The 26927-nt window shown below is 52.0% G+C and carries 31 protein-coding genes; all 31 read left to right on the top strand.

Translation table 11 applies throughout. The features are described from left to right. Positions 1-318: 318 nt before the first annotated feature. The 31 genes from H0S68_RS18870 to H0S68_RS18720 all read left to right on the top strand — a co-directional run bounded on the left by H0S68_RS18870 (position 319) and on the right by H0S68_RS18720 (position 26927). Complete coding sequence (locus H0S68_RS18870; protein WP_410529472.1) at positions 319-1842, top strand: DEAD/DEAH box helicase family protein; 1524 nt, start codon at positions 319-321, stop codon at positions 1840-1842. Continuing rightward, a complete protein-coding gene (locus H0S68_RS18865; protein ID WP_129941338.1) occupies positions 1839-2825 on the top strand; it encodes a toprim domain-containing protein in 987 nt (328 codons plus the stop codon). The genes H0S68_RS18870 and H0S68_RS18865 overlap by 4 nt, the downstream gene beginning before the upstream one ends. Then, complete coding sequence (locus H0S68_RS18860; RefSeq protein WP_410528942.1) at positions 2809-3387, top strand: recombination protein NinG; 579 nt, start codon at positions 2809-2811, stop codon at positions 3385-3387. Before H0S68_RS18865 ends, H0S68_RS18860 begins: the two co-directional genes overlap by 17 nt. Next, positions 3384-4052, top strand: a complete 669-nt coding sequence (locus H0S68_RS18855) for a hypothetical protein (RefSeq protein ID WP_410528941.1) — start codon at positions 3384-3386, stop codon at positions 4050-4052. Before H0S68_RS18860 ends, H0S68_RS18855 begins: the two co-directional genes overlap by 4 nt. A 349-nt stretch (positions 4053-4401) precedes the next feature. Further along, the gene (locus H0S68_RS18850; RefSeq protein ID WP_410528940.1) at positions 4402-4974 is read left to right on the top strand and encodes a Panacea domain-containing protein; all 573 of its coding nucleotides are present in this window, start codon (positions 4402-4404) and stop codon (positions 4972-4974) included. Positions 4975-5638: 664 nt separating this feature from the next. After that, positions 5639-6667 (top strand): DNA-methyltransferase, encoded by a 1029-nt coding sequence (locus tag H0S68_RS18845; protein ID WP_410528939.1) that lies wholly within the window; start codon positions 5639-5641, stop codon positions 6665-6667. A 74-nt stretch (positions 6668-6741) separates the two neighbouring features. Then, positions 6742-7092: a phage holin, lambda family gene (locus H0S68_RS18840; RefSeq protein WP_261157322.1), complete on the top strand. Its 351-nt coding sequence runs from the start codon at positions 6742-6744 to the stop codon at positions 7090-7092. Positions 7093-7095: 3 nt separating this feature from the next. After that, positions 7096-7722: a glycoside hydrolase family 19 protein gene (locus tag H0S68_RS18835; RefSeq protein WP_261157323.1), complete on the top strand. Its 627-nt coding sequence runs from the start codon at positions 7096-7098 to the stop codon at positions 7720-7722. Then, positions 7719-8138 (top strand): hypothetical protein, encoded by a 420-nt coding sequence (locus tag H0S68_RS18830; protein WP_261157324.1) that lies wholly within the window; start codon positions 7719-7721, stop codon positions 8136-8138. The genes H0S68_RS18835 and H0S68_RS18830 overlap by 4 nt, the downstream gene beginning before the upstream one ends. Positions 8139-8626: 488 nt before the next feature. After that, a complete protein-coding gene (locus H0S68_RS18825; protein WP_410528938.1) occupies positions 8627-8995 on the top strand; it encodes a DUF6694 family lipoprotein in 369 nt (122 codons plus the stop codon). A 266-nt stretch (positions 8996-9261) separates the two neighbouring features. After that, positions 9262-9756, top strand: a complete 495-nt coding sequence (locus H0S68_RS18820) for a DUF1441 family protein (RefSeq protein ID WP_410528937.1) — start codon at positions 9262-9264, stop codon at positions 9754-9756. Next, a complete protein-coding gene (locus H0S68_RS18815; RefSeq protein ID WP_410528936.1) occupies positions 9756-11873 on the top strand; it encodes a phage terminase large subunit family protein in 2118 nt (705 codons plus the stop codon). Before H0S68_RS18820 ends, H0S68_RS18815 begins: the two co-directional genes overlap by 1 nt. Then, a complete protein-coding gene (locus tag H0S68_RS18810) occupies positions 11870-12085 on the top strand; it encodes a hypothetical protein (RefSeq protein ID WP_410528935.1) in 216 nt (71 codons plus the stop codon). Before H0S68_RS18815 ends, H0S68_RS18810 begins: the two co-directional genes overlap by 4 nt. A gap of 7 nt (positions 12086-12092) precedes the next feature. After that, positions 12093-13631, top strand: coding sequence for a phage portal protein (locus H0S68_RS18805; RefSeq protein WP_410528934.1), 1539 nt, complete (start codon positions 12093-12095; stop codon positions 13629-13631). Further along, on the top strand, positions 13558-15624 hold the full coding sequence (locus H0S68_RS18800; protein WP_410528933.1) for a ClpP-like prohead protease/major capsid protein fusion protein: 2067 nt from the start codon (positions 13558-13560) through the stop codon (positions 15622-15624). Before H0S68_RS18805 ends, H0S68_RS18800 begins: the two co-directional genes overlap by 74 nt. A gap of 76 nt (positions 15625-15700) precedes the next feature. Then, the gene (locus tag H0S68_RS18795) at positions 15701-16051 is read left to right on the top strand and encodes a DUF2190 family protein (protein WP_410528932.1); all 351 of its coding nucleotides are present in this window, start codon (positions 15701-15703) and stop codon (positions 16049-16051) included. A gap of 41 nt (positions 16052-16092) precedes the next feature. Further along, a complete protein-coding gene (locus H0S68_RS18790) occupies positions 16093-16410 on the top strand; it encodes a head-tail joining protein (RefSeq protein ID WP_410528931.1) in 318 nt (105 codons plus the stop codon). Between the two features lies 1 nt (position 16411). Further along, on the top strand, positions 16412-17077 hold the full coding sequence (locus H0S68_RS18785; RefSeq protein WP_410528930.1) for a hypothetical protein: 666 nt from the start codon (positions 16412-16414) through the stop codon (positions 17075-17077). Between the two features lie 7 nt (positions 17078-17084). Continuing rightward, on the top strand, positions 17085-17648 hold the full coding sequence (locus tag H0S68_RS18780; protein ID WP_410528929.1) for a hypothetical protein: 564 nt from the start codon (positions 17085-17087) through the stop codon (positions 17646-17648). Continuing rightward, positions 17629-18243 (top strand): phage baseplate assembly protein V, encoded by a 615-nt coding sequence (locus H0S68_RS18775; protein WP_410528928.1) that lies wholly within the window; start codon positions 17629-17631, stop codon positions 18241-18243. The genes H0S68_RS18780 and H0S68_RS18775 overlap by 20 nt, the downstream gene beginning before the upstream one ends. A 32-nt stretch (positions 18244-18275) precedes the next feature. Then, positions 18276-18626: a GPW/gp25 family protein gene (locus tag H0S68_RS18770; RefSeq protein WP_410528927.1), complete on the top strand. Its 351-nt coding sequence runs from the start codon at positions 18276-18278 to the stop codon at positions 18624-18626. Further along, positions 18610-19530 (top strand): baseplate J/gp47 family protein, encoded by a 921-nt coding sequence (locus H0S68_RS18765; RefSeq protein ID WP_410528926.1) that lies wholly within the window; start codon positions 18610-18612, stop codon positions 19528-19530. The genes H0S68_RS18770 and H0S68_RS18765 overlap by 17 nt, the downstream gene beginning before the upstream one ends. Next, on the top strand, positions 19523-20071 hold the full coding sequence (locus tag H0S68_RS18760) for a phage tail protein I (RefSeq protein WP_410528925.1): 549 nt from the start codon (positions 19523-19525) through the stop codon (positions 20069-20071). The genes H0S68_RS18765 and H0S68_RS18760 overlap by 8 nt, the downstream gene beginning before the upstream one ends. Continuing rightward, positions 20071-21657, top strand: coding sequence for a phage tail protein (locus tag H0S68_RS18755; RefSeq protein WP_410528924.1), 1587 nt, complete (start codon positions 20071-20073; stop codon positions 21655-21657). The genes H0S68_RS18760 and H0S68_RS18755 overlap by 1 nt, the downstream gene beginning before the upstream one ends. Positions 21658-21659: 2 nt before the next feature. Beyond that, positions 21660-22085: a tail fiber assembly protein gene (locus tag H0S68_RS18750; protein ID WP_410528923.1), complete on the top strand. Its 426-nt coding sequence runs from the start codon at positions 21660-21662 to the stop codon at positions 22083-22085. 55 nt (positions 22086-22140) lie between these two features. Then, positions 22141-23604: a phage tail sheath C-terminal domain-containing protein gene (locus H0S68_RS18745; protein WP_410528922.1), complete on the top strand. Its 1464-nt coding sequence runs from the start codon at positions 22141-22143 to the stop codon at positions 23602-23604. After that, positions 23601-24107: a phage major tail tube protein gene (locus H0S68_RS18740; RefSeq protein ID WP_410528921.1), complete on the top strand. Its 507-nt coding sequence runs from the start codon at positions 23601-23603 to the stop codon at positions 24105-24107. Before H0S68_RS18745 ends, H0S68_RS18740 begins: the two co-directional genes overlap by 4 nt. A 42-nt stretch (positions 24108-24149) precedes the next feature. Further along, positions 24150-24452, top strand: a complete 303-nt coding sequence (locus tag H0S68_RS18735; protein WP_410528920.1) for a phage tail assembly protein — start codon at positions 24150-24152, stop codon at positions 24450-24452. Between the two features lie 102 nt (positions 24453-24554). Beyond that, complete coding sequence (locus H0S68_RS18730; RefSeq protein WP_410528919.1) at positions 24555-26267, top strand: hypothetical protein; 1713 nt, start codon at positions 24555-24557, stop codon at positions 26265-26267. Continuing rightward, entirely contained in the window at positions 26267-26737 is a 471-nt protein-coding gene (locus tag H0S68_RS18725) for a phage tail protein (RefSeq protein WP_410528918.1), read from the top strand. Before H0S68_RS18730 ends, H0S68_RS18725 begins: the two co-directional genes overlap by 1 nt. After that, complete coding sequence (locus H0S68_RS18720) at positions 26712-26927, top strand: tail protein X (RefSeq protein ID WP_410528917.1); 216 nt, start codon at positions 26712-26714, stop codon at positions 26925-26927. The genes H0S68_RS18725 and H0S68_RS18720 overlap by 26 nt, the downstream gene beginning before the upstream one ends.

Genomic DNA, 26927 nt, shown 5'->3' with positions numbered 1-26927 from the left:
CAAGACAACGCGGGCCGCAGGGCAGCGAATACACGGCTCAGAACCTACGTCGAACGGTATTCACGGGCAGGCCAGGGATTAACAACAGCGCCACCGCTGGTGGGGCAGAACGGGAAAGCGGCATGAAAATTTTTAGCGGTTTTTTTTTTAAACGGGGGAGAGGGGAAGGGTAAGAGGGGGGAAAGGGGGGTGATCGGGTTGGGGTGTGGGGGCAGGAACAGGCTTTACCAGAGGGAAGATCTTTAAGGGATCGAGTTGTTAAAAAGCGCCAAACGGAAATTTAGACGGCTAGACGATAAAACGAGGAATGAAACGATGATGCTTACCATCCAGCCACGCGAAAAACAGATTGTTGCACTGAATATGCTGCGCTCGGCATGGAAGCAACACGACTCATTCATGATGTATGCGCCGGTAGGGTTCGGCAAAACGGCAATCGCTGCGCTTATAGCCAGCGGGTTCATCAGTCGCAACATGCGCATAATGTTTGTGGCCCCGTATACCGTCCTGCTTGACCAAACAGCTAACCGCTTCATTGAGTACGGCTTGCCTGCTGAAGAGATTGGCTATATCTGGCGTGACCACCCGGCCTATGACCCGGGCCGCCTTATTCAAATTGCCTCTGCCGATACGCTTATCCGTCGTGACTTCCCGGAAAACATCGATCTGCTGATCATTGATGAAGCCCACCTGAAGCGCAAAAAGATTCTGGAAATCATCGACCACCTGACGAGAAACACCGACGTGAAGGTTATCGGCCTGTCCGGTACACCGTTCTCCGCCTGGCTTGGGACGTATTACCAGAAGCTGATCAAACCGACCACGATGAAAGAGCTGATCGCAATTGGCGCACTCAGCAAATACGAATTTTACGCACCATCACACCCTGACATGAGCGATGTGAAAACGTCGGTACAAGCAGGTTATGGCAGGGACTACAACGAAACGCAATCCGGCGAGGTCATGAGTGACCCGACGTTGGTGGGCGATATCGTCAAGAACTGGCTGGAGAATGGCGAAGACCGCCCGACGATCTGTTTCTGCGTCAACGTGGCCCACGCCAATTACGTGACCGTTGAATTCAGCCGGGCGGGTGTAATGGTTGAGGTTATGACGGCATCAACACCCCATGAAGAACGCCAACTGACGATCAGCCGCTTTGAACAGGGCATCACTAAGATCATCATCAACGTTGGGGTGCTGGTGGCTGGCTTTGACAGTGACGTCCGCTGCATCATTTTTGCCCGCCCGACTAAATCAGAAATACGCTGGATTCAGATTCTTGGCCGTGGTCTGCGCCCTGCGCCAGGGAAAGATCACTGCATCATCTTCGACCATACCGGCACCGTCCATCAGATGGGCTATCCCGACGATATCGAATATGACTACCTGCCTGCCACGTCTGACGGGATGGAGGATGCCCCGGCCCGTGTGGTCAGAACCGAACTGCCGGAACGCCTGCCGAAAGAATGTACCCAATGTCATTACGTGAAACCGGTCGGTATATACATCTGCCCGAAATGTGGTTTCAAGCCGATCGCTGGTGAAGACATCGACACTGACAAAACACGCGGGCTCAAGAAAGTTAAGCAAGCCAAGGAAGTAGTCACCACGGCAGTTAAGCAAGCCTGGTGGAGTCAAATCCTCTATTACCAACGCACCCGAAGCGCACAGGGTAAACCTGTTAGCGATGGCTGGTGCTCGCACGTCTACCGAAAAAAATTCGACACATGGCCCAACGGGCTGCACAGAACGCCAATGGCTATCACGCCGGTGGTGAGCAACTTCATCAAATCAACACAGATTGCCTACGCAAAATCTAAGCAGGGGAAAGCCGCATGAATACCAAACAGGCAGCTATAGGTCACTGGTCAAAAATATTCGATTTCTACGGCTTACCACCGATTACCGGCAAAAAACATTTTAAGGGGGAATGCCCGCTGTGTGGGCGTAAGGGGAAGTTCCGTTGTGACGATAAGAACGGGACCGGCTCCTACATTTGTTCATGCGGCGCAGGTGACGGTTGGGCATTGTTAACCGGCGCTACCGGGAAGGACTTCAAAACGCTGGCGTCAGAGGTCGATAAGCTGGTGGGGCGCACATATTCACCGGAAGAGAGTTATCAGGCTGGTGGCCCTTCTTCTGGTATAGCCTCCCAACGGCAACGCGTCAGCTGCAAGTTTGCAGGGTTAACAGGTTTACGCGGCACTGGCGCTGACCGCTATCTAAAACAGCGAGGTATCACCAGCCTGCCGATCGAGAACGTGCGTTATTGCGATCGTCAACGCGCTGCCGGTGGTGAATACCAGTCTATCTATGCATTGGCAACGGACGACAAGGGCGAACTGTGCTACTTGCACCGCACCCTGTTGGACGGCGACCAGAAAGCCACCGTTGCTGGCGCACCGAAGAAAATGATGCGACTGCAAGAGGACAGCTACCTTGAACACGCCACCTCTGTTGCCATTCGTATGTTTCCGCCGTCTGCAACGTTGGGTATCGCAGAAGGTATAGAGACCGCGCTTTCCTGCCACCAAATAACCCAGTGCAACACCTGGGCGACGCTGAACGCCACTTTCATGAAGAAGTTCCGCGTACCCCGTGGCGTACAGCGTCTGATCATCTTCGCTGATGCTGACGCATCTGCTACGGGCCACGCCGCCGCCTTTGAATGCGCTCGTGCCAATCTCTTGGCAAAAAACGATCTCCAACAAGTCTCAGTCCGCTGGCCTAAATCTGGCGACTTCAACGATCTGCTGCTTAACGGCTCAGAGGTCTACGAGTGGATATTCCACCGTGAGGGAAAAAATGAAAAAGCCAACTAAGCCCAAGCAGTACAAGGACAAGGTCTGTGCTCAGTGTGGAACGACATTTACGCCGGAGAAGTACTTGCAGAAAGTTTGCGGCCCGCTCTGCGCGATGCACTACCAGCGTGACGCACGCAAACGCCAGGAGGAAAGGGTACGTAAGGACAAGCTGAAGATTCGCAAGCTGGCGGTTAAGCCTCTGCGTTATTTCATCAACCTGGCCCAGACGGAATTCAACGCGTATATCCGCGAACGTGACGCAGATGAACCATGTATCAGCTGCGGTCGCCACCATGAAGGCCAATACCATGCCGGGCATTACCGCACCGTAGGGAGCAATCCTGAGCTGCGCTTTGATGAAGATAACTGCCATAAGCAGTGCTCGGTCTGTAACAACTTCAAGTCCGCGAATCTGAGTGAATACCGCCCTAATCTGATAGCCAAAATAGGCCAGGCACGTTTTGACCGGTTGATGGGGCCACCACCCAAGGTAAGCAAGTTAGGCCGAAGTGACTATGAAGGCATCCGCGACACATATAAAGCTAAGCGCAAAGCATTGAAGCAGGAGAAGGCAGCATGACCCCGAATCAGAGACGACAAATAAAACACAACGCATGGACAACTGTTGCCGGTGTTTCTCGCAAGAAGTACCTGGGCAAGTTCCAGCGACTGACCCGTCTACAAACATTGTGGATCACCTCCTTACTAAACGCCTGGGGTGATATGTACGGCGGCAATACTGATGGGAAGTTGAAGTGCAGCGGCGGCAACGGCGTATGGGGGCAAATCATGCCTGAACAGTGGGACGATGAAAGTGCGGCCCGTATCGTGAAAGTAATGGCGGACTTGCGCACACTCGGCTATCGCGGTGAAGAACAATTAAAGAAGGCAACCACCATCCTCTGGCCTCAACGCTCTCTGGAATCAATGCTGGTGGCTGCTGATGTAGGGGAGGAATGCGACTTCATGGAAAAAGCGGTACTGGCGTCTATGAAACATGACAACCCGGTCTATGTGATTGGCAAGCTGTTCTATACGGGCCGCAACAATACCGTGTCAGTACTTGGGCGCTATATGCAAAATCATTACGCCCCATGGCTGACACGCGACCAGGTGGATGACAGGGTGCGTTGGTGCATTGAAATATTCAATTCTTCGGTGTTCTTCGCCGTTCGTGCAGCTATCTGCATTGAAAATGAAGAAAATTGCAAAAATAACTTGAAAATAGCCAAAGAAACTGCATAATACAGGTATGCTTTCGCGAAGCTGTACCATCAAGCGATGCAACAGAATGACCCGCCTTTGAGCGGGTTTTTTTACGCAAATTTGTTGCGCACGAAAGTTACTTTCTTACCTGCATTCCACACAATAACGCACGATCATGCACCGAACATGTCGACTATGTGCATTACCTTAATGGTAATGTGCTTGAACGTGCAGATATCTCCGCTTAAACGTAATGTAAATGCTCTGAACTAGACGCTAAAATGAACAAGTTAACCTTGCCTAATTATCGCCCGGGCTATTACAATACGTATTAGGTAACTAGACCAACATATGAAGTTACCTTGTCAAATTGGAAGTGGAGGTAAGTATGTTTTGCGAAAAGAAAGTAGCCCAAATGGCTGCCTACCTGTTGCTGAAGAGCGACGGGCGCATGGCTTATCTCAAGCTAATGAAGCTTCTTTATCTGTCTGACCGTCAATCGCTTGTAAAATATGGTGATATGATGAGTGGCGATAAAATGTACTCCATGCAATTTGGCCCTATCTTGTCCGAGACCTTAGATTTGATTCGAAGAACAAATCGAAAGGGAGGAGAGGACTGGAATAGTTATTTAGATAAGAAAGGCATCGATGTTGTCCTGCAGGAACGGCCTGCGAATTTTGACTGGTTTGACGAGCTTGGTGAGTTAAGCCGTGCCGACATTAAAATTATGGATAGCGTCTACGAGTCTTATGGTCATTATGACCGGTTTGACTTGGCTAACTTGACGCATTTGCAAGAGGTCTGTCCTGAGTGGCGTGACCCTGGTAAGTCAAGACTTCCCATCTACGCGAGAGATATACTTCTGTCTTCAGGAAAAAGTGTTGAAGAGGCTGAAAACATATTGAGAAATATGAGAGAATCAGATCTTCTTAAGGAACTCAGCGCCCAACTGACATGACAGATGATTATCAGCCTTACCGAAAGGGTACGGTCTTAGCGATTTCAGGTCCTTGTGAACATCTTCATGTTGTTTGCAACGACCCTGTCCACTATCCAATCAATGATAGTCAAAGTGTCCTGGTCGTGAATGTTTCAAGCGTGAAATTTGGCGTTCCACACGATGATACTTGTATTCTTAATGTTGGCGATCACTCCTTCATAAAACACGAAAGCTATATTGTCTATAAAGCAGCCACAATTTGGCGATTAGATAATATTACGCGGAAGATAAATGATGGGGCGTTGCGGACGTACAGAGAAGATGTTAACGACCCTATATTTCAAAGAATACTCGATGGGTTCGATATTTCTGACCATGTGTCAATGGATAATCATCGGTTCTGGAAGAAATATTGTAGATAGAATAAAGCACCGGACGACCCGCCATTAAGCGGGTTTTTTTATGGAAAAATTAAAGCGAAGCGCCATCCGAAATTAACCAGGTGCCCCATCTGAGGGGGTGAGTCGGTATCTGGTAGATGGGGCTTCGCCTTAATGTTTGTGAAGTGGGCGGCGGAAGGGTGAGGTAACACCCTGTCCACCAGTTGCTCATGTCAATGGTCACAAGCGAACCTTTGCCCGTGCTGCGAACAGCAGGACGAGCCTATCAAACAAGGGCGCTTATGATATCCAGCACAAGTCTTGTCAACGCTGACACACTCGAATACATCAAAACCCTGCCTAATGACTGCATCGACCTGATCGCTACTGACCCGCCGTATTTCCGGGTGAAGTCTTGCGACTGGGATAACCAATGGAAGACCGAGGCTGAATATTTAGCCTGGCTGGATTCATTGCTGGTGGAGTTCTGGCGGGTGCTTAAGCCGAACGGCAGTCTTTATATGTTCTGCGGTAGCCGCTTGGCCTCTGATACTGAGCTGCTGGTTCGCCAACGGTTCGACGTACTGAGCCACATCGTATGGGCTAAACCTTCGGGCGCATGGAAACGACAGCATAAAGAAGGGCTACGCGCATTCTTCCCTGCTACCGAGCGGATCATTTTCGCCGGTCACTATGCTGGGCCCCTACAGCCCAAGATTGACGGCTACGCGGTGAAATGCACCGAGCTTAAGCAAAACGTATTCAAGCCTCTGCTCGACTACTTCAAATCTGCCAGGCAGTCTCTTGGTGTCACTACGAAGGACATCAACGCGGCGACCGGTAAGCAGATGGCCAGCCATTGGTTTAGTGAGAGCCAGTGGCAGCTACCGAGTGAAGAGCAGTATCACAAGCTTCAGGCACTATTTGACCGCATCGCTACTGAAAAGCATCAGGCTGGTGGGTTGAATCGTCCCCATCATGAGCTGGTGAAGGAATACAAAACCCTCAACCGTGAATATCTGGACCTGTGCCAGGAATATAAATCATTGCGGCGCACCTTCACGGTATCTGCTGCGGTGCCTTACACCGACGTTTGGACTTATCCGCCGGTAGCCTTCTATGTCGGTAAGCATCCATGCGAAAAGCCTGCTGAAATGATGGAGCACATCATCAGTGCCAGCAGTCGCCCAGGTGATGTCGTGGCTGACTTCTTCATGGGTTCCGGCTCAACGATTAAGGCGGCTATCAAGCTGGGCCGCATTGGGCTGGGGGTTGAGTTGGAACCAGACAGATTCGAACAAACACAGCGGGAAATCTTCCCGAGTAACTAAGTCGCCCTGGCGTTTGCCGGGGCTTTTTGTTTCTACCACCCGACGATCGGGCACAGCCCCGGCAGGGGGAGGATATGAGAATGCCAAACAATCCGCATGGCTGGACGGAATTCAGTGAAATGTTTGCGAGCTGGTGGCGCGGTGATGTGCCGATTGGCGGCGTGATTATGGCTGTAGTGATGGCTGTGCTGCGGATGGCTTACTCCGGCAGTGGTTGGAAAGAAACCATTTTTGAAGGGCTGATGTGCGGTGCGTTGGCTCTGACAACTTACTCAGCACTGGATTACTTCGACGTCCCGAAAGCCTTAACGGTGGGCATCGGTGGCTTCATTGGGTTTGTCGGCGTGAAAAAACTCAGCGCGTTCCTTTCTGGATATGTTGGCAACCGTTTTGGTGGCGGCAACGATTCAAAACCACAGGCATAAAAAATGACTCAAAACGAATTTCAAAAGGCGGCAGGCATCAGCGCCGGGTTAGCTGCGCGTTGGTATCCGCACCTTATCGCAACGTTTGCGGAGTTTGGCATTAATAAGCCGGTCGAACAGGCGATGTTTATCGCTCAGGTTGGGCACGAGTCGGATGGTTTCAGAGCATCGGTTGAATCGTTCAACTACAGCGTCGATGGTCTGATGCGTACCTTTGGCCCACTATCCACCGCCAAACGTTTGAGCCATCAACAATGTACTGCACTGGGACGGACGATTCAGCAGTCAGCAAAACAACAAGCTATCGCCAACTTGGTTTACGGCGGCAGGATGGGAAACAGATCGGCATCTGACGGCTGGAAATATCGCGGGCGTGGCCCAATGCAAACGACTGGGCTGAATAACTACCGTGCTTGCGGTGCTGTCCTGAAGCTTGATTTGGTGGCGACTCCGGAACTACTGGAAGAAGACGTAAACGGCATGCGTTCTGCTGGCTGGTTCTGGAAGGCGAATAATTGTGGTCGGTATGCTGACGACGTTGTGCAATGCACCTTTGTTATCAACCGAGGTAAGAACGGGCTGAAAGAACGCAAAGAACTCTTTGAGCAAGCCTGCAAGGTGCTCTTGTGAACGTGCGCTGGTGGTGGGAGTTAATCATTAAGTCATGGCCTCTGCTGGTGGTGTTAACCGTTGGTGTTTTGATGTTCAGAGCTCATTCGTTAAGTAATGCCTTGGAGCTATCTCGTAAGGCTAATAGTGATCTTGTGGGGCAGTTGAGCACCAAAGATAAAGCAATCTTAGCGCTGCAAGATAACGCTACCGCTGAGCGTGCTCTAACTGATGCACAACTGGCTAAAGAACGGCAACTAAAAGGAAAGCTGGATGCAGAAAACAAAGCGTTACGCGAGATTCTGGACGCGAGCGACTGTAGCCATCAGCCTTTGCCTGGTGCTGCTCTCGACATCCTGCGCGGACAGGCAGGTACCACAGGCCACGCAAATGATTTACGTCCTACCGCCAGCGGTGCTGCTGCAGCAGTGCGATGATTCACCATTTACCGGCGCAACGTTCGGTGATGCAGTGACAGCATTACGCACTAAGCAAAGCGAAATGAAAGTGTGTGCTTCCCGCATGGAAGAGCTAATTAAATGGGCGCAGAGCGCTGGGAGTAAGCCATGAGTTATCAGCGTTGCACGTTCTGTGGCTCTCAGTTGCACACCTTAGCCAACTGCCCCAAGACCCACGGAGGTTCAGCGAGGCGTGCAAATCTTCATTGTGGTTACTGCGGTGGCTCGGGGCATATATCAAGTGCTTGTCCACACAATGCCAGCAGTGCGCGTCGCAGAAACCTGAATGATGATTTCTATCTTGACTAGGAGTCATCATGCCACCAAGAACGCCAAAGGCATGCCGTGCGGTGGCTCGACCGGATGCGGACTGTGGTATTTACTGAGTGCCACCGATAATGCACAGGGCTATTTATCATCAGGCAATGACGGTAACATTACGCAATATCTAATAAGCAGGAGGCGTAATGAAACGTTATTTGTTGCCGATGGTGGTTGTGCTAGCTCTCGCTGGCTGTGACCAGGCACCTAAGATTGATGGGACTTCTATTGAGTCTACAAAATATTCTCTTGAAAAAGTCAATGAGCCCCTCACGCCTGAAAAGCGGAAAGAACTTGATACTGCCCTTAACGCTATCGGCAAGTACTCCGATATAGAGACCTATGACCTTCACAAGGGAAGAGACTTAGATGCTGCAAACCGAATGCTTTTGGCGATATTAAATAATAAAACAGCCGACGAAATCATTGCGGAAGCTGAAAAGTTGAAGCCTAAGACCGAAGCCAGAAAGAAAAAGCTGGAAGACGAAGCAAAGGCGATGTCCGCCGAGAAATAATTTTCCCTGAAGCCCTCCATCTGGTGGGCTTTTTTGTGATGTCAATCAATATCGCTCCCTCCTTCGAAATCAATCACCTATCAAATGAGAATGAATCTCATTTTCGCGGGTCCCTTTGGCGATTATGTTCACCGAGGGGGCGGCTACACGCGGGGATCGGCTAGTTTTTCGCATTTTATTGACATCATCATCATCTGTTCACGTGATTGTTTTCGCTTGAAATTAATTTTTCAGGATGTCGAATCGTATGAAAAGTGTTCACCATCATGGATAAAGAATTGGAGAACGTCAGGCTGAACCTGAATCAGCTTGCGGCGATCACTGGAGCACATCGACAAACCATCGCGGCCAGGTTGAAAAACGTCGAGCTGGCCCCCGGCAGCAATGCCAAATTGAAACTTTACACACTAGCTGATGTGTTGGCCGAACTGGTTAAGTCAGCACCTGTAGCGGATGTGGATCAAATGCTTCCGCCCGATCGTAAAGCATGGTTTCAGTCTGAACGTGAGCGGCTCAAGTTTGAGCAAGAGACCAGCGAATTAATTCCGGCAGCAGAGGTCACTCGTGAGTTTTCATCTATGGCAAAAGCCATGGTGCAGGTGCTGGAAACGTTACCGGATATTCTGGAGCGCGATTGCGCGTTGTCACCATCAGCCGTTTCTCGGGTGCAGTCCATTATCGATGACCTGCGTGATCAAATCGCGCTGAGGGTTATGCAGGCGGATACAGAGATCGAGGAGGAAATGCCCGAGGAGGATTAATGGTCGCACAGGCATCAGCCGCAGAAACCCGGCGGAATATGGCAGGCATTATTCAGGCCCCACGCCGAATGCCGGTTGCCGAAGCTGTTGAAAAATATATGCGTGTGCCGATGGGGGCGGGAAACTCTGTCAAGTGGGACCCGACCGTAGCGCCTTACGTTATCGAGCCTATGAACTGCCTGGCGTCGCGTGAATACGATGCCGTGGTATTCGTCGGTCCGGCGCGTACAGGTAAAACGATCGGCCTGATAGATGGCTGGATTGTTTACAACATTGTGTGTGACCCCTCGGATATGCTGGTGGTGCAGATCTCTGAAGAGAAGGCACGGGAGCACTCCAAGAAGCGCCTGGCTCGAACGTTCCGCGTTAGCCCTGATGTCGCTGAGCGTCTTAGCCCGCGCCGCAATGATAACAACGTACATGACCGTACATTTCTGGCAGGGAACTATCTCAAACTTGGCTGGCCATCAGTCAACATCATGTCGTCCTCCGACTATAAGTGCACTGCACTGACTGATTACGACCGTATGCCAGAGGATATCGACGGTGAGGGCGACGGTTTTACATTGGCATCTAAACGAACCACAACGTTTATGAGTGCCGGTATGACACTGGTCGAGAGTTCTCCGGGCCGAGATATTATCGATTCAAAATGGCGTCGCCGTTCTGAACATGAGGCCCCGCCAACAACAGGCATTCTCTCGCTATTCAACCGTGGCGACCGCCGCAAATGGTATTGGAAGTGTCCGCACTGTGGTGAGCATTTTCAGCCGGTCATGGAGGTGATGACGGGTTATCGCGAAATTCCTGATCCCGTTAAGGCCAGCGAGTCAGTGCACATGTGCTGTCCTCACTGTAGCGGCGCGATAACGTCTGATATGAAGCGTGTTTTGAACCAGTCCGGCGTTTGGTTGCGTGAGGGTGAGGCCATCGACGCGGAGGGCAATCGAACAGGTGAGGCGCGGCGCTCGCGGATTGCGTCTTTCTGGATGGAGGGACCCGCAGCGGCCTATCAGACATGGCAACAACTCGTTTATAAATTGCTGACCGCTGAGCAGGACTATGAAGCAACGGGAGCAGAGGAAACGCTCAAGGCGGTAATCAATACCGACTGGGGTCGCCCTTATTTACCGCGTTCGGCGTCAGAGCAGCGGCGCAGTGATGAGTTGCTGGCACGTGTTGAGGATTACGGTAAACGCCTGGTGCCGCCAAAAGTCAGATTCCTGATTGCGTCTGTGGATGTGCAGGGCGGTAAGAATCGCCGGTTTGTGGTTCAGATCGTGGGTTACGGCGAAAACGGCGAACGCTGGCTGGTGGATCGCTACAACATCAAGCAATCGATGCGGTTCGATCCTGAAACCGGCGAAGCGTTACCTATTCACCCTGGTGCCTATCCCGAAGACTGGGAGCTGCTGGTGACTGACGTCCTTAACAAAACGTACCGGCTTCAGGCCAATCAGGATAAGCGAATGCCGATCCTTGCCATGGCCGTCGATAGCGGCGGTGAAGATGGCGTGACGGATAACGCTTATAAATTCTGGCGTCAGTGCCGCCGTGATGGCGTGCATAAACGGGTGTATCTCATTAAAGGGGATAGCAACCGGCGTCAGAAAACCATTACCAAAACCCACCCAGACAATACGGATCGAAGTGACCGGCGTGCGGCTGCACGCGGTGATGTTCCCGTTTATCTGTTGCAAACCGACACGTTGAAAGATCAACTCAGTAACTCCCTGAGCCGTGAGGCTGTGGGTGCTGGGTATATCCATTTCCCTAATTGGTTGGGTGATTGGTTTTTTGACGAACTGACTTATGAAGAACGGGGTACGGATGGCAAATGGCGCAAGCCGGGCAAAGGCAACAACGAAGCGTTTGACCTGTTTTGCTATGCGCATGCCGTCGTGACGTTGCGGCGCTACGAGCGTATCAAGTGGGATGAGCCGCCAGCATGGGCGGAACCACAAGATACGAATCCCAATATTTTCAACGAGAACTCATCAAGGGAGGTCGTGTTGACCAAGAAGAAAACTAAGGCGGAGCCGAAGCCGGTCGCGACTCAACGAGACTCAAGCGGCTGGGTTAATGGCGGCAGTTCTGGTGGCGGTGGTTGGCTATGACAAAACAGGAACTCAGTGAAATGGTGGTGCGTGTCAGGGGGTTTTATACCGACTCTCTGGACGGTAAATCAGTTTCTTTTACCGGTGTTAATGGCCGAACCATCACCAACCATGATCCGGTTGCGATGCGTAACGAGCTGGAATATTGGGAAAAAAGATTACGCAACGCTTCGGGTCGTGGCGGCGGCTATAAACTCGCTAACTTCGTGTAGGTAACCCATGGGAATTTTTGAAAAGACACTCGGCGTTGTATCGCCAGGGTGGGCCTTGTCTCGTGCCAAAAACCGCTATCAGCTACAAGCCTATGAGGCTGCGAACACGTCGCGACTCCATAAAGGCAAGCGCGAAGGGCGCTCTGCGAATACGGCTGTCTTTTCTGCTGGCGTCTCACTTCGCGAGCAGGCCCGTTGGCTTGATGAAAACCACGACATCGTGATTGGCATTCTTGACAAGCTGGAAGAGCGTGTTGTGGGTGCTCAGGGTATTCAGATTGAACCTCAGCCTTTGCATATGGATGGAACACTGCATGAAGAGTGTGCCGAGCTACTAGCCAAGCATTGGTCTGAATGGTCTGTCCGGCCAGAGGTCACCGGCATGTTTACTCGTGCAGAGGTCGAGCGGTTGATCTTGCGGTCTGCCCTGCGTGATGGCGAGGTATTCACTCAGTTGGTTCGTGGCCCGGTATCGGGTTTGCAACATGCAACAAACATTCAGTTGTCGCTTGAATGTCTTGAGGCCGATTTTGTGCCGATGAACATCAACAGTATCTCGGGGGGCAACGTTCAGCAGGGCATTGAGTTAAATGCGTGGGGCAGGCCAATCGCCTTCAATGTTTACAAGGCACACCCGGCAAGTTCTTTGCGGATGTCAACGGCGACCAAGAGGGTGCCGGCAGAGAACATGCTTCATCTGGCGATGCGCAAACGGCTTCATCAGTTACGCGGCATCAGTCTGTTGCATGGTGTGATCACCCGACTCGCCGACATCAAGGACTATGAAGAGTCGGAACGCGTTGCCGCACGTATCGCCGCCGCGCTGAGCTTTTACATTAAGCGTGGTGACGGTTCTTCTGGTGAAGAAGGGGAGTATTCAGATCCGGGTGCGCCGAGAAATTTCGATATCGCGCCTGGGATGATTTTTGACGAACTTCGCCCCGGAGAAGACCTGGGCATGGTGGAGTCGAACAGGCCAAACGTTCATTTGCCTGATTATCGAAATGGCCAATTACGTGCCGTTGCCGGTGGTACGCGTAGCGGATATTCCAGTATTTCACGCGATTTCGACGGCAGTTATTCCAGCCAGCGTCAGGAGCTGGTGGAAGGGTTTGAAGGCTACAACGTGTTGCAAAACTGGTTTGTGGGGCAACACAGCCGCCCGGTTTATCGCGCCTGGATCGACATGCTTCGCCTGTCAAAAATCCGCCTTCCTGATGATGTCGATATGTCCTCTCTGTATAACGCGCTCTACCTGGGGCCGGTCATGCCGTGGATTGACCCGGTTAAAGAGGCTGAGTCGTGGAAAACCATTGTCCGGGGTGGGGCCGGTACTGAGGCGGAGTGGATACGCGCCCGTGGAAAATCCCCGCAGGAAATCAAGCGCCAGCGTGTGCGCGAGACTGAATTTAACCGCGAAAACGGTCTGGTGCTGGACTCTGATGCAGCCAATGACTCAGGAGCTAAAGCGAATGAAGAAAAAATTAAACCCGCTGTTGATGAGCCCGAAAGCAAGTCTCAGCGGGCTCGACGCCGTAAACGGTGAAAGCTGGTATGAAATCCGCGCAGCAGCCGCAACGCCGGGCCGCGTGGAGATTTATCTTTACGAAGAAATCGGCCGGTGGGGCATTTCAGCGCAGTCATTCATCAATGATTGTCGTGATGCCGGTGTTTTTGAGGCGACCAATGTGGAGCTGCATATTCACAGCCCTGGCGGCGATGTTATGCACGGGTTCGCCATTTACAACACCATGCAGCGGCTGACAGGGAAGGTTGATATCTACATCGATGGCCTGGCCGCCAGTATGGCCTCGGTGATTGCCTGCCTGCCAAACGCAACGGTTCACATGCCGTCTAACGCCTGGATGATGATCCACAAACCCTGGGGCGGTATGGCGGGCGATTCTGATGAAATGCGGGATTACGCCGACTTCCTCGATCGCAATGAAAGCATGATGCTGACGGCGTACATGCAGAAAACCGGGTTATCCCGTGAAGAAATTGGTGCCTTGTTGAAGGCTGAAACCTGGATGGACGGTGCCGAAGCGGTAGCCAAAGGCTTCGCGGATGTGCTGGAAGAACCTCTTGATGCTGCCGCATCGCTCAATCAAAACAAACTGAAGGATTACCCCAATATGCCACAAGCAGCTAACACCCTCTTTGGTGCCCGTGCGCAGGCCCCTACACCCGCCGCGCAAGTTCCAGCGCCAGCAGCCCCTGCAACGCCTGCCGCCCAACATCAACAAATCGACGTTGCTGCACTGGCAGTACAACTGCAGCAAACATTACAGGCCAACAACACCGCCCGCGTCACTGCCGTGAATGCAGTGTTTGAAGGCTTCCCGCAACTGGCTGCGCTGCGCACTGAATGCGTCAACGACATGAGTTGTGAGGCCAGTGTGGCGAAAGATCGCCTGTTGGCAAAACTGGCCGAAGGCACCACGCCGAGCGCCGGTACCAGCATGGCTCACATCTTTGCTGGTAACGGTAATTTAGTCGGCGATTCAGTCCGCGCCTCAGTCATGAACCGTGCCGGGCATGCCCAGGCAGAGAAAGACAACCCGTATCAGGGACTGACTTTGCGTGAGTTGGCGCGTGCATCGCTGGTGGATCGTGGTATCGGCGTATCAGGTATGGCCGCGACCGGCGTGGTTGGGTTGGCCTTCACGCACTCCAGTTCGGACTTTGGCAATATCCTGATGGATGTTGCGCACAAGTCGGCGCTGTTAGGCTGGGAAGAGGCAAATGAAACCTTTGACCGCTGGACGCGCAAAGGCACGCTGACCGATTTCAAAACTGCGCATCGTGTCGGTTTGGGAGCGCTGGACAAACTGCGTGAAGTTAAGCCAGGTGCAGAATACAAATACATTACGGTTGGCGACAAAGGTGAGGCGATTGCCCTGGCGACCTATGGTGAGTTGTTCAGTATCGATCGCCAAACCATTATCAACGACGACATGGACATGCTGACCCGCATTCCTCAGATGATGGGGGGCGCTGCACGCTACACCGTGGGTGAGTTGGTTTGGGCCGTGCTGACCAGCAACCCGGCAATGAGTGACGGAAAAGCGCTTTTCAGTGCTGACCACAAAAACCTGGTTAAACAGCCACTGACTATTGACGGTCTGGATAAGGCGCGTCAGGCCATGCTGCTGCAAACTAACGATAAGCGCAAACTCAACATTCGTCCGGCCTTCATGCTGACGCCGGTGGCGCTAGAGTCAAAAGCCAACCAGTTGATTAAGTCCGTCAGCGTACCGGGGGCGGATGCCAACAGCGGGATCAGCAACCCTATCCAAAACTTTGTGGAGGTCATTGCGGATGCGCGTCTGGATGACAATAGCGCGGAGGCGTGGTACCTGACTGCCGCACAGGGCAAAGACACCATTGAGGTTGCCTATCTTGATGGCATCGATGCACCTTATTTGGAACAACAGCAGGGCTTCACCGTCGATGGTGCCGCCTTCAAGGTGCGCATTGATGCCGGTGTAGCCCCACTGGATTATCGCGGCTTGGTGAAGTCCACCGGCAAAGCCTGATAACGCGTCAGCATGGCAGTTTATTTACCCAGCGGGTGGCAATAGCCATCCGTTTTACTTTCTGGAGAAAATGATTATGGCAACGAATTTACAGCAGGATGGCACCACGCTGGACTGGAAAAATACCACTGCAACCTTGATCGCGTCAGGTCAACCGGTGGCTGCAGGTGCGCTGGTTGGCATCGCGCATAATGACATCCCGGCGAGTTTGTGGGGTGTTCTGCATATGGTCGGTGTCTTTGTGGTGCCGAAATTGGCAGATGAAACTTGGAAAGCGGGATCAAAGTTATATCTGGACCCCACTGGGGCACTGACCGCCAAGGCTGACGATGGCGCTACCACTCCGGTCGCCCATCCTTTTGCCGGTAGCGCCTGGAGTGATGGTGAGGCGGGTCAGGAGTCTGCACCGGTACGGTTGGGTTACTGATGTCCCGGTTCACTGAAAGACTCCGCCGGGCGGATCAGAAGGTGGACCGCTATTTTGCCGAAGCGTCCCCGGTGAAATTGTTCATCGGTGGCGTTGTTCGGCCTGTGGTGGCGATTTTCGAAAGCCCGGATGCGCCCGTGAGCATTCCCGGCGGTGGCGAAATCAACGATACCGCCCCGGCGCTCAGCGCTTATACCGCCGACATTGTTGGTCTGTCAAAGCGTGACCGTGTGGTGGTGGGCGAAGAGGTTTATTGGGTAACGCATATTGGGGCTAACGAAGCGGGGCGGACCCGTATTACGTTGGCAAACGGCGAGCCTGGAGAACCTGCACCGGTGATTAACGGGTGGAGTAAATGATATGGCCAGAGCGGGCAGGATACAGCGTAATTTACCGATCGACATCGATACTGATGTCTTGCGGGATATCGCGATTGCGGCAGGGGCAAACCATAAGCAATACATGATGGCCTATTCGCGGGCGCTCCAACGCACAGCCGTCACAGTACGCAAACGGGCAATGGCGGACTTAAAAAGTGGTCTGGCTCCTCGCAGTATGGCGATGGTCCGCAAGCGCCTTTTGTCTTTTCGTTTATCGCGAGGGGCTGCGCTGGATGAAGGTAAATTGTGGTTTGGTCTTAACGCTATCAAAGTGAAAGATCTGAAAGGGCGCATTCGTGGCCGCATCCTTCCCCATCATGACAAACGCGACCCGAAAACGGGCCGTTTTTCCCCCTCCAGGCGAAAGCGCGGAGATGCCGGTTTTGAGCCGCAGGGCAAGTTGCTTGCCGGGAAAACGTTTGAGAATGGCGAAGTGTCGCGCAGCAAACGTGAAGGTCGGCGAACGGTGGTCATTCGCGACCCGGCAACGCGGCGAACAAAAGAGGCGGAGATCGACATTTACGAGCCGATGCTGAACTACATCGAAGACAACGCGTTTGACGATGTGGCCGCAATATTCTTTCAGCATTTCCAAACCGACATTAAAGGCAGGATCAAGGCTCGGATCAACGTAAACAGTAGGTGAGGATAATATGCCAACTCCTATATCTATGGCGGGATACCACGACGCGGTGGTTCGTGCACTGCGTTCTATTGCCTGGGTTCGTGAAGCGGATAGCTACCCTGAATCGGATACCAAACTGACACTGAAAACCCCCGCCGTATTTTTAGCTATTCATGGCTGGGAACGTGCCGACGGCAGCAATGGTCAGTTGAACGTCTCGCTTGATTGTGAATTGTTCATTGTGGTGAATAAGGCGGCGACCGTCGATATCGAAAAGCCCTCTATTTATGCGGCGACAGCCGCAGCAGACATTAGCCAATGGGTGGATGGGAAAACCTTCGACATGGATGGGCTCTCACCGGCGGAATTGCTGTCTTCTTCTGTTGACGCCTTCGATCCGGCGATGGATGACTATATCGTCCGATCGGTGAAATACAGCCAGGGCGCAGCGATGGGTGCCGATCCCTTTGCCTCAACTGGGGTACCGCTAAAAGCGGTATATCTTGGTCTTGCCCCTGATATTGGCACTGCTCACGTTAATGATTATCACCTGATCTATAAGGCCAAAGACGATGGAACAGGTACTAAGTGAATTACAACAACGCCTCAGTAATCTGATCCGCCGTGGCGTTATCCAGGCCATACAGCCGGGAAAAATCCCCAAGTGCCGTGTTGCGCTTGGCAATATCGTCACGACCTGGTTACCGGTGTGCCAGGGCTTTTCTGGCGCAAATCGTACTGACTCCAATCCGTTTGCGGTGGGCGATCCGGTCACGGTGATCAGTGAGGCGGGCGATCTGAATAATGGTCGGGTGTTTCCTGGCTGGAATACGGGTGCAATGCCGGTGCCAGAGGGCAGTGAAAGTGAACATATCACGCGTTACAGCGATGGTACGGAGATCCGCTATGACCGTGAGGCTCACGAATTAAAAATCATTATTGCCACTGGCGGCAGTTATGAAATTGTGGGCAAAGGCACCCTGCGCGGTCCTGTGGAAATCACGGAAGGGCTGACAGTGCAAGGGATAAGCCAGCTCAACTCTGACGTTAACGTTACCGGTGACCTTGCGGCAACCGGTGAAATTTCGGATAAGAAAAGCACGCTTGACCGGGTGCGAGAGATATTCAACGGGCATAACCACCCGGAGACCGGCTCCACCACGGAGAAACCAAATCAACCAATGTAACCCGCCATGAGCGGGTTTTTTATGGGGGTTATATGCAGGGAGTGAATGCCGGTAACGGCAAGCGGTTGTCCGGTGATGCGCATTTGCGCCAGTCAATTACCGATATTCTCACCACCCCAAAAAAGAGCCGGGTTTTGTTGCGTGATTACGGCAGTGACTTACCGATGCTGGTGGATAACCCCCAGGATGAATTGACCCGTGTACGGATCATCGCCGCCAGTGCATCGGCGTTGGCACGTTGGGAGCCACGTCTACAGGTGAAGCGCATTTCGGTCAGTTTCCAAAGCCACGGTGTCACGACATTGGCGATTGAAGGCGTGAATACCGAAACCGGCAAACCATTAACACTTGATGGAATTCAACTCTATGGCAACCAGCCCTAACATCATCAACCTGTCCGCATTGCCGGTACCGGATGCGGTTCAGGTTCCAGACCCCAGCGCCATCTTTTCGCAGTGGCTGATTCGTTTGCGCGAACTGGACCCGGATTTTGATGCGCTGGTGGAGTCTGATCCGGTATTCAAACAAGGGGAGATTAATGCTTATCAGATCACGTTGCTGTTGCAGCGTGTGAATGATGCGGTGCGTGCGGTGTTCCTTGCCAGTGCGAAAGGCAATGACCTTGACCAAATTGGGGCCGGATTCAATGTCGCCAGGCTGATTATCACACCGGCAGAACCGGATGCGGTACCGCCGATTGATGCCGTAATGGAAAGCAACGATGCCTATCGTGAACGCATTCAGTTGTCCTGGTCACAACTGAATACAGCCGGTTCGCGCAATGCTTACCGGTTCCATGCCAAATCTGCCGATCCTGACGTGTTGGATGCTGAAGGATATGGACCTAAAACGCACAACCGTCCTGGTGAAGTGGATGTTTATGTTTTGTCGCGTACTGGGGAAGGGACCGCATCGGCTGCGCTGCTTGCGAGGGTTTCCGGCGCGTTGAGCGAAGATGAAAAACGGCCATTGACTGATTATGTTCAGGTGAAAAGTGCCACATTAACCCGCTTCGAGACCGAGGCCGATCTGGAAATACCTGACGGTCCGGATGCAGAGACCGTTTTCAATAACGCGAAAGAGACCTATGCCAACTATTTGTCACTGGCCAAGCGTATCGGCGGCGTGGTGCCTTTGTCCGCTATTTATGCGGCATTACAGCAATCTGGCGTGACGCGCGTCCGGTTAACAAAGCCGGTGGCTGATATTGAGCGAGCAATGGGGGCTGCACCATTTTGCGCAGCTCCCACATTGACTCGCAGCACTGGGAGCAATGCCGATGTTTAAAACGTTGCTCCCTCCCAATGCCATACCGGCAGAGCGTGCGCTGGAACAGGCAACGGTAGAGCCGGTTGTTGCCGTCCCCGCCAATGTCGTCAGGGAGGTTAAGACGCCGGATAATTGCCCGGTTCATCTGTTGCCCTGGTTAGCCTGGGAATATGCGGTGGATTATTGGGACCCCGCGTGGAGTGAAGAAAAAAAGAGGCAGGTAATAAAGGATGCGGCTTATGTCCATCAGCATCGGGGAACAGCTGGAGCGGTTCGAAGAGCACTCAGTTCCGTAGGGCTTCCCACAACGATTATAGAGTGGTGGCAGGAGTCGCCGAAACGGGCGCCTTACACCTTTCGGGTTGAAGTTTACACAGCGCCGCCGATCTCCAGTGACCTTTACGACCAAATTGAACGGTTAGTAGAAGGCAGTAAAAACCTGCGTAGCGCGTTGACAACCATTGATGTGATCGCGGATGTGGGGGCTACGGGCATTTATTATATGGCCGGTGCTGTCACCGCGCATTTTGATATTGATATAACTGCAGGGGAGGCCTGATGGCGGATTATTACGCAATACTCACCAACACCGGTAAGGCGCTGGAAGCAGCAGCGACAGCCAATGGCACAAAGATAACGCTGAATAAATTTGTCGTGGGTGACGGTAACGGCCAGGCGCAAATCCCCGACCCAGCACGTACGGCATTGGTCCATGAAGTCTATCGCAACAGCATTTCTGATTTAACGGTATCAACCGAGCAACCCAATCAAATTATTGCGCAGTTAGTCATGCCAGCGAACGTGGGCGGTTTCACTGTGCGTGAGATTGGCCTGCTGACGGATAAAGGTGAGCTGTACGCTATTGCTAACTGCGCCACTTTCGATAAGCCCGTTAATGGTGTCAGTATCACCATGCAATTTCGTTTGGCTGTTTCAGAAACCGACAACGTAACGTTAAATGTTGCTACCGGAGAGGGGCTATTCTTACGCCAGGACGCAAATCTTTCTGATGTAAAAGATAAGCAAAAATCTCGGGAAAACCTTCAGCTTGGTTCTGCGGCTACAAAAGATGTCGGTATTGCTGATGGCAATGTCTTGCAGGCTGGCGCATTTGGGTTGTCATCTTCACTGCCTGCTCAATCAGGTGTGAATCTCGATACAATCGATTCCTTTGGCTTTTATGTTGTCAGGGATGCAATTAATGCACCCAATAATGATAAAGGCGTGTGGTTTTTATCGGTTCGTGTATGGGATTCAAAATCAGGTGTGGACCCGTTTCGCATCGTTCAGATTGCCGAGGGTTATGGAAATTCCGGGTCGCTTAGAAATCGCTCATTTCATCGAGTGTACTCAGGTTCGACTGTCGGTTGGTCGGCGTGGGTTGAGTTTTATTCAGAGGCCCATAAACCTTCCGCGACGGATACCGGTGCTTTGCCGATTACGGGTGGCACATTAACGGGTCAGTTGGGTATTAACCATGCCGACTTCATCAATAAAAATGGCTATACAACGTATAACGATGGCGATGGCAAACTACACCGCCAGGCAGGTGGACTACGGCTAACAATCGCTGACACTATACTTGCCGAGCTATATTACAATGAAACAGCCGGGAACAGTGCCGAGCTTTCATTTCACAACAAATATGGATCGACGGATTCATATTATTCGTTGCGTAACGATGCATTATTCAGTATTTCCGGCTCCGACCCTAGAATTGGTTTTAGTAATGGCACATTGTACGCCAGTGACGGCAATGTTAAGGGTGCTGTTTGGGATAATGGCTATTTAAGTAATTGGATTTTAAATAAAGCCAACGCGGCCAAAGATGCTGCCATAGACTGGGCAAATACTAACTGCGCGAGAAAGCCTACATCATGGCTACAACCTACAGGGTGGTTCCGTGACGCCACTACGGGGTTAATAACTCAGTGGGGGATTGTTACACGTACAGGTGATTCCACTCGTGTTCTGTTTCCTGCGGCATTTCCTAATACTTGCGTTAATGTGCAACTCACATTGAGGAATTCCAATGCCGCCGGTAGTAGCGCTAACGTTTTTGCAAATGGAGAAGACGGGCAGGGATTCAATTATATATCTCCCAGTAATGAAGTTCAGTCATTTTGGATGGCAATAGGATACTGATTATGAGTAAGTATAAATTCAGTGCAAAAACCAAGAGTTTTTACCCTGAAGTCTTACTAGAATACTACGAAGAAGCGGGTACATTGCCGGATGATTTGTTAGACGTCTCTGACGAAATATACAGTATATTCAGCGGCCCGCCGCCGGAAGGAAAAGTCCGTGGCAGTAAAAAAGGCAAACCCGTGTGGGCGAATATCCCTCCACTTACGAAAGAACAGCTACAACAACAAGCTGCAATCCAGAAACAATCTGATATGGATAAAGCAAATAATATCATCGCACCCTTGGAACGTGCAGTGAGGCTTGGCTTGGCGACAAGGGAAGAGCAATCGGCTCTTAATGAGTGGGAAACGTATAGTGTGTTACTGAGCCGTATTGATACTTCAGAAGCCCCCAACATTAACTGGCCCAATCCCCCATCGCTGTAGTCACGAAATTATAACGAACCGCCTTATTGGCGGTTTTTTTATGCCTGGAGAAAATATGTCTGAATTACATGGTGTAGAGACGATTGAGCTGATGGCGGGTACGGTGGCCGTCACCACAATTCAAACGGCTATTATTGGCCTGGTGGGAACCGCGCCCAATGCATCGAAAGGGAGTTATGCGGCGGTGGCGGTAGGGACCTCTTTGCTGGATAACGTCCTGAACTTTGCTGCAGCAGTGCAGGGGCGTGGCGGCAATGCTTTGTCGGTTAAGGCAGTGGCGGGCATTCCCGACCCAATAACGCCGAAAGAGCTACCTACAAGCGCAGCCTATGCTGGTGGTGTGCTGTCGATCACGCTGGGCTGTGACATTACCGGAAACGTTACGGCTACTGCCGCTGAGGTGGCCGCAGCTGTGAAAGCCGTGGCGACCTCCGCGATCAAGGTGGAGGAAACGGCAGCGGTTGGCATCGTTTCTCCGTTCTCTGTATCGCTGAGTGGTGGTGAAGATGAGCCGTTTCCACTTAATACGCCGGTGGCGGTCGTTGGCAGCTCGCAGGTCAGCAAGCTGGGTGCTGCTGGGTCATTGAAAGCAGCCATGGCCGATATTAACGATCAAACCACGGGGTTGGTGATTGTGGTTCGTGTCGAGGAGGACCCAGAGGTGGCCAAACAACGCGCCGCCATTCTTGACGGTATCAAGGCATGGTCAAACAGTGAATCCATCACCGGTTATAAGCCGCGCATCCTGCTTGCTACGGGATTCAGTGAAGATGATGCGGTGGGTAAGGCACTGGAAACAGCAGCCAACAAATTACGGGCAGTGGCCTATGTGGACTGCGCATCAATGGCGACGGCGCAAGAAGTTGTCCAGCGCCGACAAATTTATGGGGCCCGGACGGAGCTTATGCGCCCACGCGTATCCGTTGCTAATGCCGCCGGTGAGATTGTGTTTCGCGCCTATTCGGCCCGCGCTGCCGGACTGCGAGCCCGCATTGATGTTGATAAGGGCTGGTGGTGGAGCAAGTCCAACCAGGATATTGCCAACATCCTCGGTGTTGAACAGGTCGATGAATTCATTTTGGGTGAGCCTAACTGTCAGGCCAACCTGCTCAACATGGAAAACGTCAGCACCATCATTCGACGCGATGGCTTCAAACACTGGGGGAACCGCTTATGCACCTCCGATCCACAGTGGCGCTTTGAATCTGTCCGCCGTACCGCTGATGTGATTGAAGACAGCATTCAGGAAGCCCTGTTGCCTTACGTTGATCGGCCCCTCGATAAAGACAACGCAGATGACATCATCGGCACAATCAACGCCTATATGCGCCAGCTTGTGGGGCTTCGTGCCATTTTCGGTGGTCGTGCCTGGCTGGATGAAGAACTGAATACGGCTGAATCGTTGGCGTCAGGGGTGATTTACATCAACTACGATTTTGGTCCGAAATCCCCGACAGAACGTATTAGCCTGCGGGTTCGCGTTAATAACAACTATGCCCTTGAGGAGCTGGAAGCATGAGTTCAAAAAACACATTACGCGCCTGGACCTTCTTTTCAAACGGCATTCGCATTGAAGGGGCGCATGAGTTTACGCCGCCAGCGCTGAGTATCGTCAAGGGCGATCTTCGTACAGGCGCACAGGATGCGCCGACGCCGGTAGATGACGGCATGGAGGCGCTAACCTGCCAGGTCAAATTTTATGGCATTGATACAGATATCTTGTCCCGGTTTGGTTTTACCAGTGGCTCAACAAGTCGGTTTACTGCTTACCAGGGGTATCTCAGCAACGGTACGGCGATGGGGACGATCGAAGAGATTGAAGGGTTTGTTTTCACGGTAACCCCAGATGCACGCGGTAAAGATAACCTGAGTGAGAACGCCATCACCGTAGATATCGCGCTTCGCTATTACAAGCAGAGCAAGGACGGTCGAGAATTATTCGAAATTGATACTGAACGGTTTATCCGCCGTGTGAACGGTGTCGATCAGTTGCGAAATATCGCCTCAAAAATTCGCCTTTAATCTGACAGCGGCCTGCGGGCCGCTTTTTATTTGGAGTCACAGATGACTAACTTTCCAGGCACGACCACCGAAATCACACTCTACAGCCCCCTGACGTTGGAGAACGGCAGCAAACTGACCACCGTGACAATGCGAGAACCTCAGGTTCGGGATCGTATCGAGTTTAATAAAGGTCCGGGCAGTGATTACGAAAAAGAGGCGAAGATGATCGCCACCCTCTGCAACATGAATCTTGAGGATATCTATTCGCTGACTGCCGCTGATTACACCCAGTTCGAGGAAGCCTTCAATGTTTTTTTGCTGTCTCCCGCAAAACGACCGAAGCCGAAATCCGCAAAACGCTGAGGTTCCTCGGGCGGCGTATGCACTACACCATGAGCGATTGGTTGAGCATGCCCTTTTCTGAGTTTTATAACTTCGTCATAGAGGAAGTGGAGGATATCGCCCGTGGGGTCAATAAGCCAAAATCTTAAGGCATCTATTTCGTTTGGCGGCAATATCGATGCCAGTTGGGGACGGTCTACGGAAGGGTTGAAAAAGGGTATCAAGACCGTAGAGAAGCAGTCAGAGAAACTGACCAAACAACAGCGCGATCTGGCTGACCAGATGAAAAAGACCAAGCTGGGGGGTAAGGATATCAGCGGTCTAAAAAAAGATTACGCCGGGGTTACACGGGAAATTAAGAAGGCGGAAGCCGCACAGGAGGCGCTTAATCGCGACCTGCAGAAGGCTGAACGTTTGAAGCGGTTCGGTTCCATGGGGCGAGGGACGTTCAGTAAAGCCCTAAACATTGCTCGCCAATCCTTCCCCGGCGGCATGGCATTTGGCGGCGGTGGTCTTGCCGCTGCTGCCATCGGTGCCACTTTGTCACCGGTTGGATTGAACAGTAAGACAGCCGAGAAAGCCGGTATGGCCAGGAACTACGGTGTCGGCATTGAAACCTACAACGCCTGGGACAGCCTGGCGAAACAGATGGGTATGAACGGTGAGAACATTGGCGATCTGGCTGAGGAACTGAAAAACAAGGTCGGTGAGTACAAGTCCCTCGGTAAAATGTCGTCACTGGAAGATGCATTTTCGATGATGGGATTTGGCAGCAAATCGTTCAAAGGGCTGAACAACGAACAGCAGATGTCCAAGATTTTTGAACGTGCGTTGAAAATGCAGGATGAGCAAAAAGCCGCCTCGGCGGTGGATATGCTGATGGGTGGGGAAGCCAACAAAATCCTGACCTATATGCGTGCTACCGGTAAATCTTACCAACAGCTTATGGAAGAGCAGAAGCGCTATAACGTGGTCACCCAGCAGGGCGCGGATGGAGCACTGAAAGGCAATATTGCTTTCAGCAATCTGCAAACCGTGCTGACCAGCGGTGCAGAAGAGATCGCCGGCGCTCTAGGTGATGAACTGGCACCAGAGGTTACCAAGGTGGCCAATGACCTGAGCGGCTGGTTGAAGAACGGCGGTGTCACCAAAATCAGTAATGCCCTGCAGAATGAGTGGTATCCAAAGCTTATCGGGTTTGGCCAGGGCTTAATCTATGTCGGGAAGATTGCCTATGCCTTGGCGCAAAAGTTGTCTTGGCTTATACCCGATGATGCCGACAATAAAAAACGCATCATCCAAGGGTTGGCCAGTGGCGATACTAAACTTGATACCGCACGAATTTTTGCCAAAAACGATGGGCTTGAAGATTGGTTTTCCAAAAATCTGGATAGCCCAGAGAAGGTCAACGACTTAAGAGATAAATGGAGATCAGAAGAGGAATCTGTCGGCTTTATTGATAGAAGAACAAGCAAGTTTATGGATGCAACCACTGACAAATTATTGTTATCTATTGATGGCGAAGGAAGTTCAGATCCGTTAAGTGAGTTAAAGAAGTTAGGAGCAAATCCCCCTCCCATAGCGGCTACCACCGCGACCGCTCAAAATCAGAATGGCACCTGGCCAACGTTAACCGATGTGCTCAGTAAAGCTGATGCAGCGCCTCAACATAAGCCTGAGGTCAACGACAACCGCCGTCAACAAATGACCGTTAATGTTTATGCCTCTGAAAATCAGGACCCCAAACAGGTTGCGGAGGAAGCGATCGGCAGTGCCCGGCGCAACGATATTTTCAACGGCAATAATTCACTCTATGACATCCCGGAGGCCGGCTAATGTCTGACATTATCAATACGGTCATTGGAGGGTATGAGCAAGGTATGTCAGACCGCCGCACTACCGATGAGCCGCGGGTCATGATGATGCTGGGGGATTTTGAATTCTCCATTGATACGGCCACGTATAACCAAATTTCACGGGAGGCCAGCTGGCGCTGGGGAGAGCAGGAGCGGATTGGTAAAGCGGACCTGCTTCAATACACCGGGAAAGCGGCTCGCAGCGTAAAGATGGAAGGTGAGGCCCATGCGTTGTTCAGAAAGGGCGTCGCGTCTATTGATGCACTGTATGATCTGGCCGATAAGGCAGAGCCTCAGCAACTGGTCAGCGGGGTGGGCGACGTGCTGGGCTGGTGGGTGATCACTGATTTTAGTGATGTGACACCATCATTTTTGCCCGGCGGTGGCCCACGTAAAAAAACGTACTCAATGACGATGAAACATTATGCCGACGATATATCAAACCCGTGATGGCGATGTACTTGATGAAATCTGCGCCGACCATTACGGCATGGAGAACCTGGCTGAAACCGTTGTGATTGTCTTGGAAACCAACCAAGATCTTGCGGCTTTGGGCGCGGTGTTCAATGCCGGGGTGGTTATCACTTTGCCCGATATCACAGCACCTGTAGCTGAATCAGCCGTTCAATTGTGGGATTAA

The sequence above is a fragment of the Serratia sp. AXJ-M genome, from assembly GCF_046531865.1.
Lineage (GTDB): Bacteria > Pseudomonadota > Gammaproteobacteria > Enterobacterales > Enterobacteriaceae > Serratia > Serratia liquefaciens.
This window is presented reverse-complemented; position numbering and strand designations above follow the sequence as displayed.